General features: G+C 73.1%; 14 protein-coding genes. 8 read left to right on the forward strand and 6 right to left on the reverse strand.

The features are described from left to right. Positions 1 to 101: 101 nt before the first annotated feature. Entirely contained in the window at positions 102 to 1,088 is a 987-nt protein-coding gene (locus ACF07S_RS06095) for a DUF3068 domain-containing protein (protein WP_391962022.1), read from the reverse strand. Positions 1,089 to 1,302: 214 nt separating this feature from the next. On the opposite strand from ACF07S_RS06095, the gene ACF07S_RS06100 reads away from it, so the two are divergent. The 4 genes from ACF07S_RS06100 to ACF07S_RS06115 all read left to right on the forward strand — a co-directional run bounded on the left by ACF07S_RS06100 (position 1,303) and on the right by ACF07S_RS06115 (position 4,448). Continuing rightward, positions 1,303 to 1,455, forward strand: coding sequence for a hypothetical protein (locus tag ACF07S_RS06100; protein ID WP_391962021.1), 153 nt, complete (start codon positions 1,303 to 1,305; stop codon positions 1,453 to 1,455). Between the two features lie 3 nt (positions 1,456 to 1,458). Further along, complete coding sequence (locus ACF07S_RS06105; protein WP_391962020.1) at positions 1,459 to 2,706, forward strand: PucR family transcriptional regulator; 1,248 nt, start codon at positions 1,459 to 1,461, stop codon at positions 2,704 to 2,706. Positions 2,707 to 2,823: 117 nt separating this feature from the next. Next, entirely contained in the window at positions 2,824 to 3,597 is a 774-nt protein-coding gene (locus ACF07S_RS06110; RefSeq protein WP_391962019.1) for an IclR family transcriptional regulator, read from the forward strand. After that, positions 3,594 to 4,448 (forward strand): SMP-30/gluconolactonase/LRE family protein, encoded by an 855-nt coding sequence (locus tag ACF07S_RS06115; protein WP_391973531.1) that lies wholly within the window; start codon positions 3,594 to 3,596, stop codon positions 4,446 to 4,448. Before ACF07S_RS06110 ends, ACF07S_RS06115 begins: the two co-directional genes overlap by 4 nt. A gap of 64 nt (positions 4,449 to 4,512) precedes the next feature. Here ACF07S_RS06115 and ACF07S_RS06120 read toward each other — a convergent pair whose 3' ends face one another. The 5 genes from ACF07S_RS06120 to ACF07S_RS06140 all read right to left on the reverse strand — a co-directional run bounded on the left by ACF07S_RS06120 (position 4,513) and on the right by ACF07S_RS06140 (position 10,131). Next, the gene (locus ACF07S_RS06120) at positions 4,513 to 5,916 is read right to left on the reverse strand and encodes an FAD-dependent oxidoreductase (protein ID WP_391973532.1); all 1,404 of its coding nucleotides are present in this window, start codon (positions 5,914 to 5,916) and stop codon (positions 4,513 to 4,515) included. After that, positions 5,906 to 7,105 carry an MAB_1171c family putative transporter gene (locus ACF07S_RS06125; protein ID WP_391973533.1) on the reverse strand — a complete coding sequence of 400 codons (1,200 nt, stop codon included), beginning with the start codon at positions 7,103 to 7,105 and terminating at the stop codon, positions 5,906 to 5,908. The genes ACF07S_RS06120 and ACF07S_RS06125 overlap by 11 nt, the downstream gene beginning before the upstream one ends. Beyond that, positions 7,102 to 8,286 carry an MAB_1171c family putative transporter gene (locus tag ACF07S_RS06130; protein ID WP_391962015.1) on the reverse strand — a complete coding sequence of 395 codons (1,185 nt, stop codon included), beginning with the start codon at positions 8,284 to 8,286 and terminating at the stop codon, positions 7,102 to 7,104. Before ACF07S_RS06130 ends, ACF07S_RS06125 begins: the two co-directional genes overlap by 4 nt. Next, positions 8,283 to 8,786 (reverse strand): toxin, encoded by a 504-nt coding sequence (locus tag ACF07S_RS06135; RefSeq protein ID WP_391973534.1) that lies wholly within the window; start codon positions 8,784 to 8,786, stop codon positions 8,283 to 8,285. The genes ACF07S_RS06130 and ACF07S_RS06135 overlap by 4 nt, the downstream gene beginning before the upstream one ends. Before the next feature lie 109 nt (positions 8,787 to 8,895). Next, on the reverse strand, positions 8,896 to 10,131 hold the full coding sequence (locus tag ACF07S_RS06140; RefSeq protein WP_391962013.1) for an MAB_1171c family putative transporter: 1,236 nt from the start codon (positions 10,129 to 10,131) through the stop codon (positions 8,896 to 8,898). Positions 10,132 to 10,397: 266 nt separating this feature from the next. Between ACF07S_RS06140 and ACF07S_RS06145 the strand changes: the two genes are divergently transcribed. The 4 genes from ACF07S_RS06145 to ACF07S_RS06160 are packed head-to-tail and all read left to right on the forward strand — an operon-like array spanning position 10,398 to position 15,119. Beyond that, complete coding sequence (locus tag ACF07S_RS06145) at positions 10,398 to 11,756, forward strand: extracellular solute-binding protein (protein ID WP_391962012.1); 1,359 nt, start codon at positions 10,398 to 10,400, stop codon at positions 11,754 to 11,756. Beyond that, positions 11,753 to 12,694 carry a carbohydrate ABC transporter permease gene (locus tag ACF07S_RS06150; protein WP_391973535.1) on the forward strand — a complete coding sequence of 314 codons (942 nt, stop codon included), beginning with the start codon at positions 11,753 to 11,755 and terminating at the stop codon, positions 12,692 to 12,694. Before ACF07S_RS06145 ends, ACF07S_RS06150 begins: the two co-directional genes overlap by 4 nt. Beyond that, positions 12,691 to 13,554, forward strand: coding sequence for a carbohydrate ABC transporter permease (locus ACF07S_RS06155; RefSeq protein ID WP_391973536.1), 864 nt, complete (start codon positions 12,691 to 12,693; stop codon positions 13,552 to 13,554). The genes ACF07S_RS06150 and ACF07S_RS06155 overlap by 4 nt, the downstream gene beginning before the upstream one ends. A 59-nt stretch (positions 13,555 to 13,613) precedes the next feature. Further along, positions 13,614 to 15,119 (forward strand): alpha-N-arabinofuranosidase, encoded by a 1,506-nt coding sequence (locus ACF07S_RS06160; RefSeq protein ID WP_391962009.1) that lies wholly within the window; start codon positions 13,614 to 13,616, stop codon positions 15,117 to 15,119. Positions 15,120 to 15,134: the final 15 nt, after the last annotated feature.

Here is a 15,134-nt window from a genome sequence, read left to right on the forward strand (position 1 = left end):
CGGGCTGTGCTCGGGTGGGGATGGGACAGTTTTCGCCCAGCCGTTCCGCACGGCTACTCACGGACGTGACAATTTCCGGCTTTGTTGGATCTGACGTCACGTCATTTCGTGAAGGACGGCCGGGGCGTACCGGACGTATCCGTGCTTTCCTCCCGCTTCCGCCCGCGCGCCACCAGAACACCGCCGATCGCCGCGAGCGCGGCTCCCGCCGCGGCCGCTCCGGCGGGCAGCGTCTCGCCCAGCAGCCGCAGCCGGTCGCCGTCGCGCTTCGCCTGGCGCACGGCCTCCCGCTGGGTCTCCGGCGTGAACACGATCTTCTCGGCGTCCAGCAGCACCGCCGCGTCCTTCGTCCCGCCCGGCGCCCGCAGGGTCTGCCGGGGGCCGGTCCGCGCGCGGATCACCCGGCCGGTGCGCTGGTCCACGATCAGCTCCACGCCGTGGTTGGAGTACCACTCCTCGGCCAGCACCTGCGGCCGGTCCGGCCGGTCCACGAGGCTGCCCGGCACCAGCCGGGTGCCGGCCTTCGTCGGCGGCACCGAGCCGGTGAACCGGTAGCCGGTGTGGCCCTGGACCTTCTCCGTCCCCCGGTAGCGCAGCACCACCGTGTCGCCGAGGGTGTTGTCCCACCACCGGTAGGAGCGTTTCTGCACGTCGAACGGGAACTTCAGATAGGCCTCGCCCTCGATGCGCGGCGTCTCCGCGCAGCAGTGCACCGGCTCGGTGGTCCTGCGGTCCAGCACCCAGCGGTGCGGGGTGAAGTCCAGTGCGTCGTGCGGGTCGGCGGCCGGCAGCGACGCGTCGGTGTCGACCGAGGTCGCCACGTCCCACACCGCGTGCCCGCTGCGCTCGCTGTCCTCGACGTCGCCGCGCACCCGCTGGGTGACGGTGATCCTCCGGCCGGGCACCGTCTCGATCCGTTCGAGGTCGAAGACGCTGCCCCGGCCGGTGTAGACGGCGGTGGTGTCGATGTCGATCGGGTTCACCGCGGCACGCGGCTGCACGTACCACGCCAGCAGGGGCGCGAGCACCAGCAGAAAGGTGCCGAGACCCAGCAGGACCAGGGAAAAGGGGGAAGCTGTACGGCGCATCCGGTCACTCCAGGGATCGGGACGGCGCGGCACGGTCGGGCCGGGCCGTGCGGGACAGTGCGCGTGCGGGAGTTCCCCACCCCCATGGGCCGGGAACCGTAAGCGCCTCTTGACGGAGTGTCAATGTCGCGCCGACACTGAGGACACGACACGCGGGGGTGGCCGGGCGCGGTGCGGGGGTGGGGAACCTCCCGACAGAGAGGCTGACCCTGCGATGTCCAGACTGCTCGCCGCCGCCCTGACGGTCGTACTCGCCGCCGCCCTCGCGGTGGGCGCCGCGCTCGGTGTGGTGGCCCTGCTCGAAGCCCGGCCCGACCAGCCCGACACCCCGCTGATCACCTACGAGCAGGCCGGCCGGGGGAGTTGAGCCGTGACGGCGTCCCGAACCCGCACGGCCCGCTCGGCCTGGCACGACGTGCCGCGCCACCAGGTGCGCCGGTTCGCCGAGACCGCCCTGGCCGAGGCGCCCGCGCTCGCCGAGCAGATCATGAGCGAGATCCGGCGCGAGTACCCGCAGCTGCCCTTCGTCCTCGACGACTCCGGCGAGCCCATGGCCCTGATCGGCATCCGCCGCGCCATCGAGGCCTTCGTCCGGCACCTGGCGCAGGCGGAGTACCCGGCGGGCGGTCCCACCGTGCCGCCGGACGTCTTCCAGGACTTCGGACGCGGCGAGGGCCTGAACGGCCGGTCGCTGGACTCGCTCCAGGCGATCTACCGCATGGGCGTCCGCCTCGCCTGGCGCCGCTTCGCCGACATCGGCCAGCGCGTCGACATCCCGCCGCCCGCCATGTACGAACTCGTCGACGCCGGCTACGGGTACCTGGACGGCCTGGTCGACCAGTCGGTGCGCGGATACGCCGAGGCCGCCGCCCGCCAGGCCGGTGAACGGCTGCGGCTGCAACGCCGGCTGATGGAGCTGCTGTTCGCCGAGCAGCACCGGGGCGACCCGGCCGACGCGCTCGCCGAGCGGGCCGCCCGGATCGGTTGGCCGCTGCCCGCGCGGGTCGCGGTGGGCGTGCTGCTGCGCCCCGCGCGCGAGGCCGTGGCGCCCGCGGTGGGGCAGGGGGTGCTGCTCGACATGGAGTACGAGCGGCCCCGCATGGTCGTGCCCGAACCGGACGCGGCCGGCCGCCCCGAACTCCTGCACCGCGCGCTCACCGGCTGGTCCGGGGCGATCGGACCGCCGGTGCCGCTCACCGGCGCGGCGAAGTCGCTGCGCTGGGCGGAGGCGGCGGTCCGCCTGATGGAGCGCGGGCTGCTGCCCTCCGGTGGGGTGCTGCACTGCACCGAGCACACCGAGGCGCTGGTGCTGCTCCAGCCGGAGGAACTGATCGACGACCTCGCGCTGCGCTGCCTGGCCCCGCTGGCCCACTGCGGCCCGACCCACGGCCGGCGGCTCGCGGAGACGTTACTGGCCTGGCTGGAGACCCGGGGCGGGGCGCCCGAGGTGGCGGCACGGCTCGGCGTCCACCCGCAGACCGTCCGCTACCGTCTGCGCCAGATCCGCGAGCTGTGGGGCGACGGCATCGACGACCCGGACCGCCGCTTCGAACTGGAACTGGTCCTGCGGGCCCGGCGTCTCCGCGGCGAACTGGGGGATCCCCGCGCCCGGCGGTGACGGGGGGCCATTGCCCGGTACGGCCCGTATGGCTAGCCTGTGTGTTCGCCATTCCGATCGCCTGTTGAAATCTCGAACGACCGCAGGCGCCTGAGACACATAGGGAGGGGGCCGGTCGTGGGACGACTCGTACCAGCCGTGACCCGGGCTCTCGACATACTCGAGCTCTTCCTCGACGGGGACGGGACACTCTCCGCCCCCGACATCGTGCGCCGGCTGCAGCTGCCGCGCACCACCGTCCACGAGCTGGTGACCACGCTCGCCGCCCGGAAGTACATCGTCCCGGTGGCCGGCCGGCCCGGACGCTACCGGCTCGGCGTACGCCCGTACCAGCTCGGCGCCCGCTACGCCGAGCACCTGGACCTCGCCGCCGAGGGCCAGCAGGTGGCCCGGTCCGTCGCCGAGACCTGCGACGAGACGGTGCACGTGGCGATCCTGGAGGACACCGACGTCATCTACATCGCCAAGGTCGACTCCACCCACGCGGTGCGCATGGTGTCGGCGGCCGGCCGCAGGCTGCCCGCCCACTGCACCTCCGTCGGCAAGATGCTGCTGGCCTCCCTTCCCGAGCCGGAACTCACCGCGCGCATCCCCGACGACGCGCGGCTGGTCGCGATGACCCCCAACAGCATCACCGACCCGGCCGCCCTGCGCGAGACCCTGGCGGGGATCCGCGCGCGCGGCGTCGCGGTGGAGAGCCGGGAGTCCAATCCGGACGTCAGCTGCGTCGCCGCCCCGGTACGCGACCGCACGGGGCAGGTCGTCGCCGCGCTGTCCATCTCCGTACCGATGATCCGCTGGAGTGAGGAGCGGCGGGCGGAGCTGGAACGGCTCGCCGTCGAGGGCGCCGCCGAACTGTCCGAGCACCTGGGCCACCGGAGCATCGCATGACGAACACGTTCGAGGTCGCCGTCCGCGCGGAGGCGACCCTGGGGGAGGGCCCCACCTGGGACCCGGCGACGGGCCGCCTGCTGTGGATCGACGTCCTCGGCTCCCGCGTCCACACCTACGACCCCGCGACCGGCCGGCGCACCCTGCGCCGCACCGGCCAGCACGTGGGGGCCGTCAAGCCGCGCGCGGGCGGCGGCCTCGTCCTCAACCTGCGCGACGGGATCGGCCTGCTCGACGCCGACGACACCTTCCGCTGGCTGCACCGGGAGGCCGTCCCCGGCCGCCGCGCCAACGACGCCGCCGTCGCCCCCGACGGCAGCCTCTGGGCGGGCACCATGCGCTACGACGAGGCGCCGTGCGGCGGCACGCTCTCCCGCGTCACCGGCGACGGCACGGTCCGGGTCCTCCTCGACGACGTGACGGTGAGCAACGGCACCGGCTGGAGCCCCGACGGCCGGCTGATGTACTACGTCGACTCACCGACCCGCCGCGTCGACGTCTTCGACGTGGGCGAGGCGGACGGCAGGATCACCGGCCGCCGCTCCCTGGTCACCCTCGAGGAGGGCGCCGGCTTCCCCGACGGCCTCACCGTCGACGCCGACGGCTGCGTCTGGGTCGCCCTGTGGGACGGCGGCGCGGTACGCCGCTACACCCCGGCGGGCGTCCTGGACCGCGTGATCGATCTCCCCGTCCCCCGCGTCACGGCCTGCGCCTTCGGCGGCCCCGGCCTGACCGACCTCTACCTCACCACGGCCCGCGTCGGCCTGTCCGCCCCGCACCCCCTCGCGGGCTCGCTCCTGGTGATCCCGGAAGCGGGCGAGGGCCTGCCCCAGCCGGCCTTCGCGGGCTGACCCGCCCCACCCCGGCGGCCGGGCCGGCCGCCGGGGTGGGCGTGGACGCCGTCCGTGCGGGCGGTCACACCCCCGTACGGTCCAGGCCCCGCAGGAGGGTGCGTTCGTCCGGGGTCAGCGGGGGCTCGGTCGACGGGGGGAGCGGGGAGCCGGCCAGGGCCGCCAGGACCGCGTCCGGGCGGAACATGCGGGTCGGGGAGGTGCGCAGACTGGTGACGTCCCAGATCGCCGAGGCCGCCGCGTAGGAGCCCGTGGCCGCCCTCATCATGCGGCGGGTGTAGGCCGTGACGACGCGGTCGCCCGCGCTGGGGCGGCCGCCGCGCACCCCCGGGTAGAGGACGTCCTGGCTGACGGCCATCGACCACGCCGGGTCCGCCGAGCGCGCCACGCCCCGCAGCACCCGCCGGGCGAGACCGGGCGCGGTGGGGCCGCCGGCCCGCTCCAGCTCCCGGGCGAGGACCCGCGCGCCGAACGCGGCCACCGACATGCCGTGCCCGTACGCCGGATTGAACGTGGCCAGCGCGTCCCCGAGCACCACGAACCCCTCCGGCCAGTGCGGCAGCTTCTCCAGATGGCGCCGCACATTGCTGGTCGACCGGCTCAGATGCACGTCGGTCAGCGGCTGGGCGCCGGAGATCAGCCGCCCCACGATCGGGTCCGGCAGCTGAAGCGTGTACCGCAGGAACCCCGCCGGATCCGCCGGCGGTTCCCCGCCGCGCGAGCCGCCGCAGCTCACCAGCCAGCGGCCGCCCTCGATCGGCATGACCATCGCGCTCCGGCCCGGCCGGCAGACGTACGGATCGGCCTGCACGATCGTCAGCGGGAACCGTTCCGCGCCGTCCGGCACCCGGTACACCCGCGACGCGTTGACCAGCCCGGTGTCCACGGCCCGCTCCCGGACGCCGGACACCCCGAGCCCGCCCAGCCAGCCGACGACCCGGGTCCCGCGTCCGCTGGCGTCGACGACCAGGTCCGCCTCGAGGCCGGTCTCCCCGCCGGGCGCCGTGATCCGCACCCCCCGCACCCGCCCCGCGGAGCCCGTCAGCCCCACCACCGCCGCCCTGCGGATCTCCACCGGCGCCCGTTCCCGTACCGCCGTGCGCACCACCCAGTCCAGCAGTGCCCGGCTGCACGTCACCATGGCCGGTCCCGTGCGCCGCCACCGCCGCAGCCAGCCCTCCGGTGTGCGGGCCAGCATGCCGGAGCTGAGCGATATCTCGTGCGCCCCGGCGGCGAGCAGCCGCTCGCGCAGGCCCGCGCCCGGCAGCAGTTCCTCCATGGCGTCCATGCCGCCGGTCATCAGCAGGTGCGCGTGCCGCCCCTGCGGCAGACCCCTGCGGTGCTCCGGCCCCTCCGGCAGCTCGTCCCGGTCCAGCACGATCACCTCGTCCACACCCGCGCCGGACAGCACGGCCGCGGCCAGCATGCCGGCCAGGCCGGCACCGATGACGACAGCTCTACGCGACATGGGGCTCCTCGGGTTCGGCCAGGGAAGACGGCAGCGCGTCGCCGGTCGCGGCGGTCGCGGCGGGCGGACGGTGCAGCGCCTGGGCCAGTTCCACCAGCCCGCCGGTGCCGGACACCTCGGTGGCGTGCAGCCGGTAGGCGCCGGCGGTCTCGGGCGGTTCCTCGCGGGCGGCGGCCCGCCGCGCCGCGTCGGCGAGCATGGCCGCCTCCGCCGCGAGCCGGGCCTGGTGGGGGGTGCGGCCCGCGCGCAGGGCCGCGTCCCGCACCCGCTCGCGGACCCGGTGGTCGAAGTAGGGCGCCAGCGTCAGCAGCGCGTCGTGGATGGACACCTCACGCCACTGCAGCCGCACCCGGGGCAGCTGCCACCAGCCGGTCGGCGGCTTGGGCGCGGTGGACACCGACCTCACCAGGGACCACAGCGGATCCAGCCGCCGGTAGTCGTCGAGCCCCCGCCACTGGGCGAGGGCGGACGGCAGCAGCCTCGGCAGCACGAACCCCGCCGAACACAGCAGCGCGGCCAGCGACGCCATCGGCGGGGCGAGCGTGGTGGACAGGAAGTCGAGGTCGTGCCCCGACCAGCGCGCCATGACCGCGGTGTACTTGGCGAGCTGGAACCCCACCACGTCCAGCAGCGAGCCCACCAGGATCAGCCGCAGCCCGGTCCGCAGCAGCCCGCCGACCTCGCGCCCCCACTTGACGCAGACGGCGCACATCACCAGCATCGCCGCGCTGTGCCCGAGCAGGTACAGCAGGATCATCTCCCGCATGAAGGGGGTGTTGGCGTAGTACGTGTCCAGGTCCCTCAGCCGCTCGGTGTCCGCGTCGGAGAGCGCGAACAGCACGACGATGGCGACCACCAGCAGACCGTAGGCGGCCACGCTGCGCAGCACCAGGCGGCGCACCCGCTCGCGCGGACCGCCCCGCCAGTTGATCAGCAGCACGAGTACCGCGCAGCTGTAGGCGGAGAGCATGCCGTAGGTCAGCGGTGCCCCGAAGTTGGGCACGCCGGTGAGCCGGTTGACGGTGGACAGGGTGGCCGGGGCGGCGCAGACGAAGACCAGCGCGCCGAGCACGATCGCCGCACAGGTGGACAGGGTCAGCGGGTTCCGCATGGCGCTGCGCGGCCGGCGGAACAGCAGCACGGACGTCAGCCCGAACACCAGGGCCGCCAGGTACACGACGAGACTCATACGGACCCCGCCGTGGTCGTACCGCTCGGCACGGCGGAGACCTCCGGCAACGGGACGGTCTCCGCCAGCGCGTCGGCGATCCGGGCGAGGGTGCCCGGGTCCGGCACCCGGCCGGGGAGCCGGCCGGTGCCGACGGGCCGCGCGGTGTCACGCGCCGGGTCCGCCTCGTCCCGTACCGCCGCGGTGATCACCGCGGCCCAGGCGGCGGCCTCGGCCCGCTCCGGGTCCCCCGTCGTCTCCAGCGCACCGGCGCGGGTCCGGTCGTACAGCTCCCGGTCGAAGTAGACGTCCAGGTGGCTCAGCGCGTTGTGGATGCTGGTCTGGCGCCACATCAGCCGGGTGGTGGAGGAGGCGAACCGGGGCCGGGGCAGCCGCAGCGTCCGGCGGGTGAGCAGGTCCTCCAGCGCCCGCTCCAGGGGTTCCAGCCGGGCGTACGTGCGCCGGGCGCGCCGGCACTCGGTCACCCGGGGCGTCGCCAGCGGGACCAGCACCCCGACGACCGTCAGCAGGGCACCGAGACCGGCGGCGGCCGGGGAGACGGTGGTGCCGAGCGCCGACCAGTCCCGTCCGGACCAGCGGGCGCCCACCGCGACCAGCTTGGTCACGCTGTACCCGGCGCCGCACAGCGCACCGGCCCCGAGCAGGACCAGCCCCGTCCGCAGCCCGCCGCGCACCCGGCGCGCCCAGCGCAGCGACGACACCGTGGTGACGGTCACCGTGATGAGGTGCGCGAGCAGGTACAGCACGATCATCTGGGCGATGAACGGTGTGGTGGCGTAGTAGGTGTCGAGGTCGGTGCGGCGCTCCACCGGTGCCTCGCCGAGGGTGAAGGTCACGGCGATGGCGAGGACGACCACGGCGTAGGCGGTCATCCAGCGGCGGGCGGTGCGGTGCACCCGGGGTCCTCCGCGCCAGTGCACGATGAGGACCTGCGAGGCGGCGCAGTAGCCGGTGATCGCCACATAGGTGACCGGCGCCGCGAGGTTCGGCACCCCGCCGATCCGGTTGACCGCGCCGACCGTGGGCGGTGCCCCGAGGAAGAAGCACAGCCCGGCCGTTCCCAGCACCGCGCAGATGGCCCGCAGGTAGGGGTCGTGCCGGTGCCGCAGCAGATCGGGGGCCTTCACCAGCAGCCCCAGCCACAGCACCCCGCAGCTGACGTAGTTGATCAGGCCGCTCATCCCTTCGTCCCGCGGTAGTTGAGCGCGGCCCCGATGCGTCCGGCGAGGTCCTGGGGGTTTCCGTGGGCGCCGCCCTCGGCGGCGAACACCGAGTCGGTGGAGGCCTCCAGCCAGACGCGCAGCCTGCGGCCCATCAGCATGCCGAAGCGGTCCGCGTCCTGTTCCTCGGCCAGGCTGAAGTCGGTGCGCGCGGCGACCGGCCGGGGCCGGTCACCGGTGCCGGCCTCCGCCTGCCGGCGGCTCATGTGCCACACCTCGTGGCAGAGGATCACGATCTGGTGCCACACGGCCGCCCGTTCGTCCACCACCACGTCGTCGTGGCCCTCGCGCTCCAGCCACAGTCCGCTCGCGGTGTGCGGCGGGAACGACGCGCGGTGCACGACCACGTCGCGCCCCCGCCAGGCGCTGACGGACGCGACGAGCGCCTCGAACAGGACCTCGGGATCGGCCGGGACCGGCACCCGGATGGGGTCGATGAGGGCGTCAGCGAGACGACGCATCTCCTTCCTGGTACGCACCGCTGTCTCCCTGTTCCCCTGGGTGTCGCTCGGTCACCTGTGCAATATGCCAAGTCGGTCGCCGCCCCGGCCAGTTCCGTGTGCGGGGCGGTCACTCGGTGACCGCCACGGTGTCCCCGGGTGCCAGGGCGCGGGCGCGGACCTCCCGGATCGCCTCGGGGTGGCGCAGCGCGCGCGAGACGGCCCCGATCTCGCGGAGCAGCTCCGTGGTGTCGGGGTCGTGGGCGCCGTCGCCGTTCCCCGGGCGCTCTCCGGCCCCGACCGCGTCGAGGATCACCACGGCCGCGGCCAGTGCCCTCGCCCGCTCCGGGGGGAATCCCAGGCCGAGGGCGGCGGCCAGGGACCGCTCGCGCAGCCGCTCGTCGGTGCGCCGGGCCAGCGGCAGCAGGACGTCCCGGATGAAGGTCTCGCGGCGGGTCAGGCGCAGTTCGGGGCTGGCCCGCAGCACCAGCGGCACGCCGGAGCCGTGCACGGTCCGCATCAGCAGGTACAGCGGCCGCAGCCGGCGGTGGGCGCGGCGGATCCGCCAGCGCTCGTGCAGATACTGGCCGGCGTGCGGCAGGATGAAGCCGACCGCGATCGACACCGCCGACAGGCACGCCAGCGCCGGGGCCACGTTCAGACTGAGCCAGTCCAGGTCGTTCCCGGTCCAACGGGCCGCCACGGCGGTGATTTTGGCGGCGTCGAAGGCCAGGTTCAGCGCGTAGCCGACGCCCAGGAACTTCAGTCCCCAGCGCAGCCAGGCGTCCAGTCCGTCGGTGCGGATCCAGTTCCAGATCAGCTTCGAGGTGATGAGGGCGGCGGTGGTGTGCGCGAGGAGGTACAGCAGGATCACCTCGCGCATGAACGGCGTGCCGGCGTAGTAGGTGTCCAGGTCCCGGGTCCGCTCCACCGGCACGTCCGCGAGGGCGAACAGCACCCACAGCAGGGCGATCACGCCGCCGTAGGCGCGGACGACCAGGCCGGTGGCCCGGCGGGTCGAGGCGGAGTGCTCGGGCGGACCGTCGCGCCAGGCGATGATCAGCACCAGGCAGGATCCGCAGAACGCGGTCAGCAGCGAGTACACCCAGGGCGCCGAGATGTTCGGCACGCCGGTGACCCGGTTGAGCCAGACGATCGTCGAGGGCGCGACGAACACGAACACGGCGCAGGCGAGCAGCAGCAGCCCGCCGACCGCGCGCAGCAGCGGATCCGTCCAGAGCCGGATGATCGTCGGCAGCTTGATCGCCAGGGCGGCGGCCAGGACGGCGGCCGGGATCCACCAGAAGGACGTGTAGAACCCGCTGAGGAACGAGGCCGGCCCCGTGGCCGCGTCCGCGAACCCCATCGCGTCCCCTCGCTCTCACTCACCGCCGTACTCGAGGCCGTTCGAGCCTACGCGGACGCACGTGCCCGCGTCAGGCGATCCGATGACCGTTCTACCGCCGCACGTGACCGGATCGCACCCGCCCTCGCCCGGTCCGGTGCCCGAGGGGTCCTGCTCCGGGTTCCTGTCCGAAGCATTGACGCGCCGGCACATCACCCCTACGGTCCGTTCGAAGTTACGAGCGATATTCGATATCTCGAACCTTCCATGGACGGATGGGGCAGGGCATGGGACGACCTGACCTGAATCGCAGACAACTCCTGGCCGGACTCGGCGGATCGGCGGTCGCCGGAAGCTTCGGCTTCGCGGCGCTCGGGACGGGAGCCGACGCGCTCGCCTCCGGAGCGGACACCCGGGTGCGCTACTGGAACCTCTTCAGCGGCGGCGACGGATACAACATGATCGCGATGCTGGACTCCTTCCGCGCGGAGAACCCCGGCATCGACGTGAAGGACTCGACCCTCCAGTGGGGCAGCCCCTTCTACACCAAGCTCGCCATGGCGGCCGCCGGCAACCGCGCCCCGGACCTCGGCGTCATGCACCTGGGCCGCGTCACCGGCTTCTCACCCGGCCGCCTCCTGGACCCCTGGGACATCGACCTGCTCGCCGAGTACGGCGTCAGGGAGGGCGACTTCAACCCCGACCTGTGGAAGCGCGCCGTCATCGACGGCAAGCTCTACGCCCTCCCCCTCGACATCCACGTCCAGCTCTGCTTCTACCGCAAGGACGTACTGAGGAAGGCGGGCCTGCTCGGCGCCGACGGGCGCATGGTGCCCGTGACGTCGGACGACGAGTGGTTCGACGTGCTGAAGGAGGCCAGGCGGGCCACCGGGAAGGGGCTGCAGACCATCGGCCTGTGGCACAACGACCAGAACTTCCAGTGGTGGTTCTTCGTCGCTTTCTACACCCAGCTCGGCGGCACCTGGTTCGACGACGCCCACACCGGGGTCACCTTCGACACCGACAAGGCCACCCGGGTCCTGGAGTTCCTGCGCCGGCACGTCGCCGACGGCTACGCCGACCCCGGCTTCGGCGGTGGCGCGGGCGCCGAACAGTTCGTCAACGGCGCCCCCTTCGTCTGGGAGGGCAACTGGTCCGTGCCGGTCTTCGACGGCGCGGGGATCGACTACGGCGCCACCCCGCTGCCGCCCGTCTTCGGCAGGCAGGCCACCCACGCCGAGTCGCACGCCTTCGTCCTGCCGCACCAGTCCGGCCGCGGCGGCGCCACCGACGAGGCCGCGCACCGGCTCGCCGCCTACATCGTCCAGCACGCCCGGGCGTGGGCGGGCGGCGGCCACATCCCCGCCCACACACCGACCCTGTCCACCGACGCGTACCGGCGGCTCGAGCCGCAGAGCGAGTACGTCTCGGCGATGGACCACCAGGCCACCGAACCCAAGGTGTGGTTCGCCGGCTCCACCGGCATCCTCGCCCAGCGCGTCGGCCCGGTCGTCGTCTCCTGCACCACGGGCTCCGCCGAGCCGGACGCCGTCGCCCGCCGCATGAGGAGCATCCTCGGCGAACTGCTCGCCACCGAGAACCCGATGGACGGCCGGACCGCCGCGCAGGGAGGTGCGGTCGCATGACGACGACCAGCGCGGGGACCGTCATCCGCCCGGCACGCGCCGGGACCGCCGCCGGCACCGCCACCGTCCGCCGCAAGCAGGGCCTCCAGCACGGCGGCTGGTTCGTCGCCCCGTTCCTCGCACTGTTCGCGCTGTTCGTCGTCTGGCCGCTGCTGCGCGGCCTCCACCTCAGCCTCACCGACGCCAACATCTCCGGCGAGGGCGCGCGCTTCGTCGGCCTCGACAACTACCGCGAGGCCCTGAAGGACCCGCTGATGTGGGACGCCCTCGGCCACAGCGCGTACTTCACCCTGCTGGTCGTGCCCTGCATCACCGTCATGGCCTTCCTCCTCGCGATGCTCGCCCACCACACCGAGCGCGGCACGCGGCTGTGGCGGCTGTGCTTCTTCCTGCCGTTCCTGCTGCCGTCCACCGTCGCCGCCAACCTGTGGCAGTGGCTGTTCAACCCGGGCACCGGCATGGTCGACCACGTCCTCGGCACCGAGACGCCCTGGCTGACCGACAAGTCGTACGCCATGCTCGCCGTGGTCGTCACCACCCTGTGGTGGACGGCCGGCTTCAGCTTCCTGCTCTACCTCGCCGCCCTCCAGGGCATCCCCGCGCACCTCTACGAGGCCGCCGAACTGGACGGCGCGAACGCCTGGCACCGGATGGCCCACGTCACCCTGCCGATGCTGCGCAACATCACCGGTCTCGTCGTCGCCCTGCAGATCCTCGCCTCGCTCCAGGTCTTCGACCAGGCCGTCGTGATGATGGACTTCGGACCGGGCCCCGAGGAGTCGACCCGCACCCTCGTGCAGTACACCCTCGAACAGGGCTTCACCAGCTACCGCGTGGGCTACGCCTCCGCGATCTCCATCATCTTCTTCGTGATCATCGCGGCCGTCGCCCTGGCGCGGATGTGGCTGCTGCGCAACCGTGAGGAGGGCGGCCGATGACCACCGCCGCACAGCGGATCCGGCGGGGGCCCCGCAGGACCTGGACGCCGAGCCAGATCGTACTCACCCTGCTCGCCACGGCCGTCTCCGCGGTGTTCCTCTCGCCGCTGGCCTGGGCGCTGTTCACCTCGCTGAAGTCGGAGACCGAGGCCGTCGAGGTGCCGCCGCACTGGCTGCCGGAGGACTGGACGGGCCAGGCCTGGACGGCGGTCCTCGAGACCGGCGACATCACCGGCTGGTTCGTGAACTCGCTGGCCGTCTCGGTGTGCGTGACCGCCGTCGTGCTGGTGGTGGCCGCGCTCGCCGGATACGGCTTCGCCCGCACCGAGTTCCGCGGCAGGAACGCCCTGCTGGGCCTGGTCATGGCCGGCCTGATGGTCTCGCCCGCCGTCCTCGGCGTCCCGCTGTTCACCACCGTCCAGCAGATGGGCATGGTCGACACCTACTGGGGCATGATCCTGCCGCAGTGCGCCCCCGCCGCGATGGTCTACATCCTCTACAAGTTCTTCCAGGGCGTCCCCCGCGGACTGGAGGAGGCCGCCTTCATCGACGGCGCGGGCCGCTGGCGCGTCTTCTTCACGATCGTCCTGCCGCTGTCGCGCCCGTCGCTCGCGGCGGTCGGCATCTTCACCTTCATCAGCTCGTGGAACAACTTCCTGTGGCCCTACACGGTCACCAACGACCCCGACCTGATGACCATGCCGAACGGCATCGCGACCGTCATGAACTCCTACGGCATCCAGTGGGCCCAGCTCATGGCGGGCGGCCTCATGGCGGGCTTGCCGCTGATCGTCGTCTTCGTCTTCTTCCAGCGCCAGATCGTGGCGGGCGTCGCCCACACCGGTCTGGCCGGCCAGTGACCGCCGCCCACGACCCGCAGCCGCAACGCGACGCGAACCCCCTGATCCGAAAGGCGCCCATGCGAACCGCCCGCTTCACCCTCGACCCCGCCTTCACCGTCGGCGACGTCAGCCCCCGCCTCTTCGGCTCCTTCGTGGAACACCTCGGCCGCTGCGTCTACACCGGCATCTTCGAACCCGGCCACCCCACCGCCGACGCGGCCGGCCTCCGCCAGGACGTCCTGGACCTGGTCCGGGAACTCGGCGTCACCACCATCCGCTACCCCGGCGGCAACTTCGTCTCCGGCTACAGGTGGGAGGACTCCGTCGGCCCGGTGGAGGACCGCCCCCGCCGCCTGGACCTCGCCTGGCGCTCCACGGAGACCAACCGCTTCGGCCTCTCCGAGTACATCGCCTTCCTCAGGAGGATCGGCCCCCAGGCCGAACCGATGATGGCGGTCAACCTCGGCACCCGGGGCGTCGCCGAGGCACTGGAACTCCAGGAGTACGCCAACCACCCCTCCGGCACCGCCCTGTCCGACCTGCGTGCCGAGCACGGTGACAAGGACCCGTTCGGCATCCGCGTGTGGTGTCTCGGCAACGAGATGGACGGCCCCTGGCAGACCGGTCACAAGACCGCCGAGGAGTACGGCCGCGTCGCCGCCGAGACCGCCCGGGCCATGCGCCAGATCGACCCGGACGTCGAACTCGTCGCCTGCGGCTCCTCCGGCCAGTCCATGGAGACCTTCGCCGAGTGGGAGGCGACGGTCCTGAAGGAGACGTACGACCTCGTCGACTACATCTCCCTGCACGCCTACTACGAGCCGCTCGACGGCGACGTCGACTCCTTCCTCGCCTCCGCCGTGGACATGGAGTCGTTCATCGAGAACGTGGTCGCCACCTGTGACCACGTCGGCGCCCGCCTCAAGTCCAGGAAGAGGATCGACCTCTCCTTCGACGAGTGGAACGTCTGGTACCTCTCCCGTACCGAGGCCCAGGTCGGCGCGCTGGACTGGCCCGAGGCGCCCCGCCTGCTGGAGGACAACTACAGCGTCACCGACGCCGTCGTCTTCGGCTCGCTGCTGATCGCGCTGCTGAGGCACGCCGACCGGGTGACCGTGGCCTGCCTCGCCCAGCTCGTCAACGTCATCGCCCCGATCATGACCGAGCCGGGCGGTCCGGCCTGGCGGCAGACCACGTTCTTCCCGTTCGCCCAGGCCTCGCAGTACGGCCGGGGCGAGGTGCTCGACGTCCGCGTGGACTCGCCGACGTACGAGACGAGGAAGTACGGCGAGACCGACCTGCTGCACGCGACCGCCGTCCGCGCCGGGGACGGCACGGTCACCGTGTTCGCCGTCAACCGCGGCCGCACCGCGCCGCTGCCCCTCGAAGTCGCCCTCGGCGGCCTCGCGGTCTCCTCGGTCGTCGAGCACAGCGTCCTGTCGGACGCCGACCCCGACGCCCGCAACACCCTCGCCGAGCCCGAGCGGGTCGCCCCGCACGCGGCCGAGGGCACGACCCTGGACGGCGGACGCCTCCGTGCCGTCCTGGAGCCGCTGTCCTGGAACGTGATCCGCCTGGCGTGATCCGGCGGCGGCGAC

Origin of the sequence: Streptomyces sp. NPDC016640 (genome assembly GCF_043076215.1) — a bacterium.
Classification (GTDB): Bacteria; Actinomycetota; Actinomycetes; order Streptomycetales; family Streptomycetaceae; genus Streptomyces.

Excerpts from the sequence above, each read along its gene's own strand:
- ACF07S_RS06095 (WP_391962022.1), bottom strand. The coding sequence starts at position 1,088 with ATGCGCCGTACAGCTTCCCCCTTTTCCCTGGTCCTGCTGGGTCTCGGC.
- ACF07S_RS06100 (WP_391962021.1), top strand. The coding sequence starts at position 1,303 with ATGTCCAGACTGCTCGCCGCCGCCCTGACGGTCGTACTCGCCGCCGCC.
- ACF07S_RS06115 (WP_391973531.1), top strand. The coding sequence starts at position 3,594 with ATGACGAACACGTTCGAGGTCGCCGTCCGCGCGGAGGCGACCCTGGGG.
- ACF07S_RS06120 (WP_391973532.1), bottom strand. The coding sequence starts at position 5,916 with ATGTCGCGTAGAGCTGTCGTCATCGGTGCCGGCCTGGCCGGCATGCTG.
- ACF07S_RS06125 (WP_391973533.1), bottom strand. The coding sequence starts at position 7,105 with ATGAGTCTCGTCGTGTACCTGGCGGCCCTGGTGTTCGGGCTGACGTCC.
- ACF07S_RS06130 (WP_391962015.1), bottom strand. The coding sequence starts at position 8,286 with ATGAGCGGCCTGATCAACTACGTCAGCTGCGGGGTGCTGTGGCTGGGG.
- ACF07S_RS06135 (WP_391973534.1), bottom strand. The coding sequence starts at position 8,786 with ATGCGTCGTCTCGCTGACGCCCTCATCGACCCCATCCGGGTGCCGGTC.
- ACF07S_RS06140 (WP_391962013.1), bottom strand. The coding sequence starts at position 10,131 with ATGGGGTTCGCGGACGCGGCCACGGGGCCGGCCTCGTTCCTCAGCGGG.
- ACF07S_RS06145 (WP_391962012.1), top strand. The coding sequence starts at position 10,398 with ATGGGACGACCTGACCTGAATCGCAGACAACTCCTGGCCGGACTCGGC.
- ACF07S_RS06150 (WP_391973535.1), top strand. The coding sequence starts at position 11,753 with ATGACGACGACCAGCGCGGGGACCGTCATCCGCCCGGCACGCGCCGGG.
- ACF07S_RS06155 (WP_391973536.1), top strand. The coding sequence starts at position 12,691 with ATGACCACCGCCGCACAGCGGATCCGGCGGGGGCCCCGCAGGACCTGG.
- ACF07S_RS06160 (WP_391962009.1), top strand. The coding sequence starts at position 13,614 with ATGCGAACCGCCCGCTTCACCCTCGACCCCGCCTTCACCGTCGGCGAC.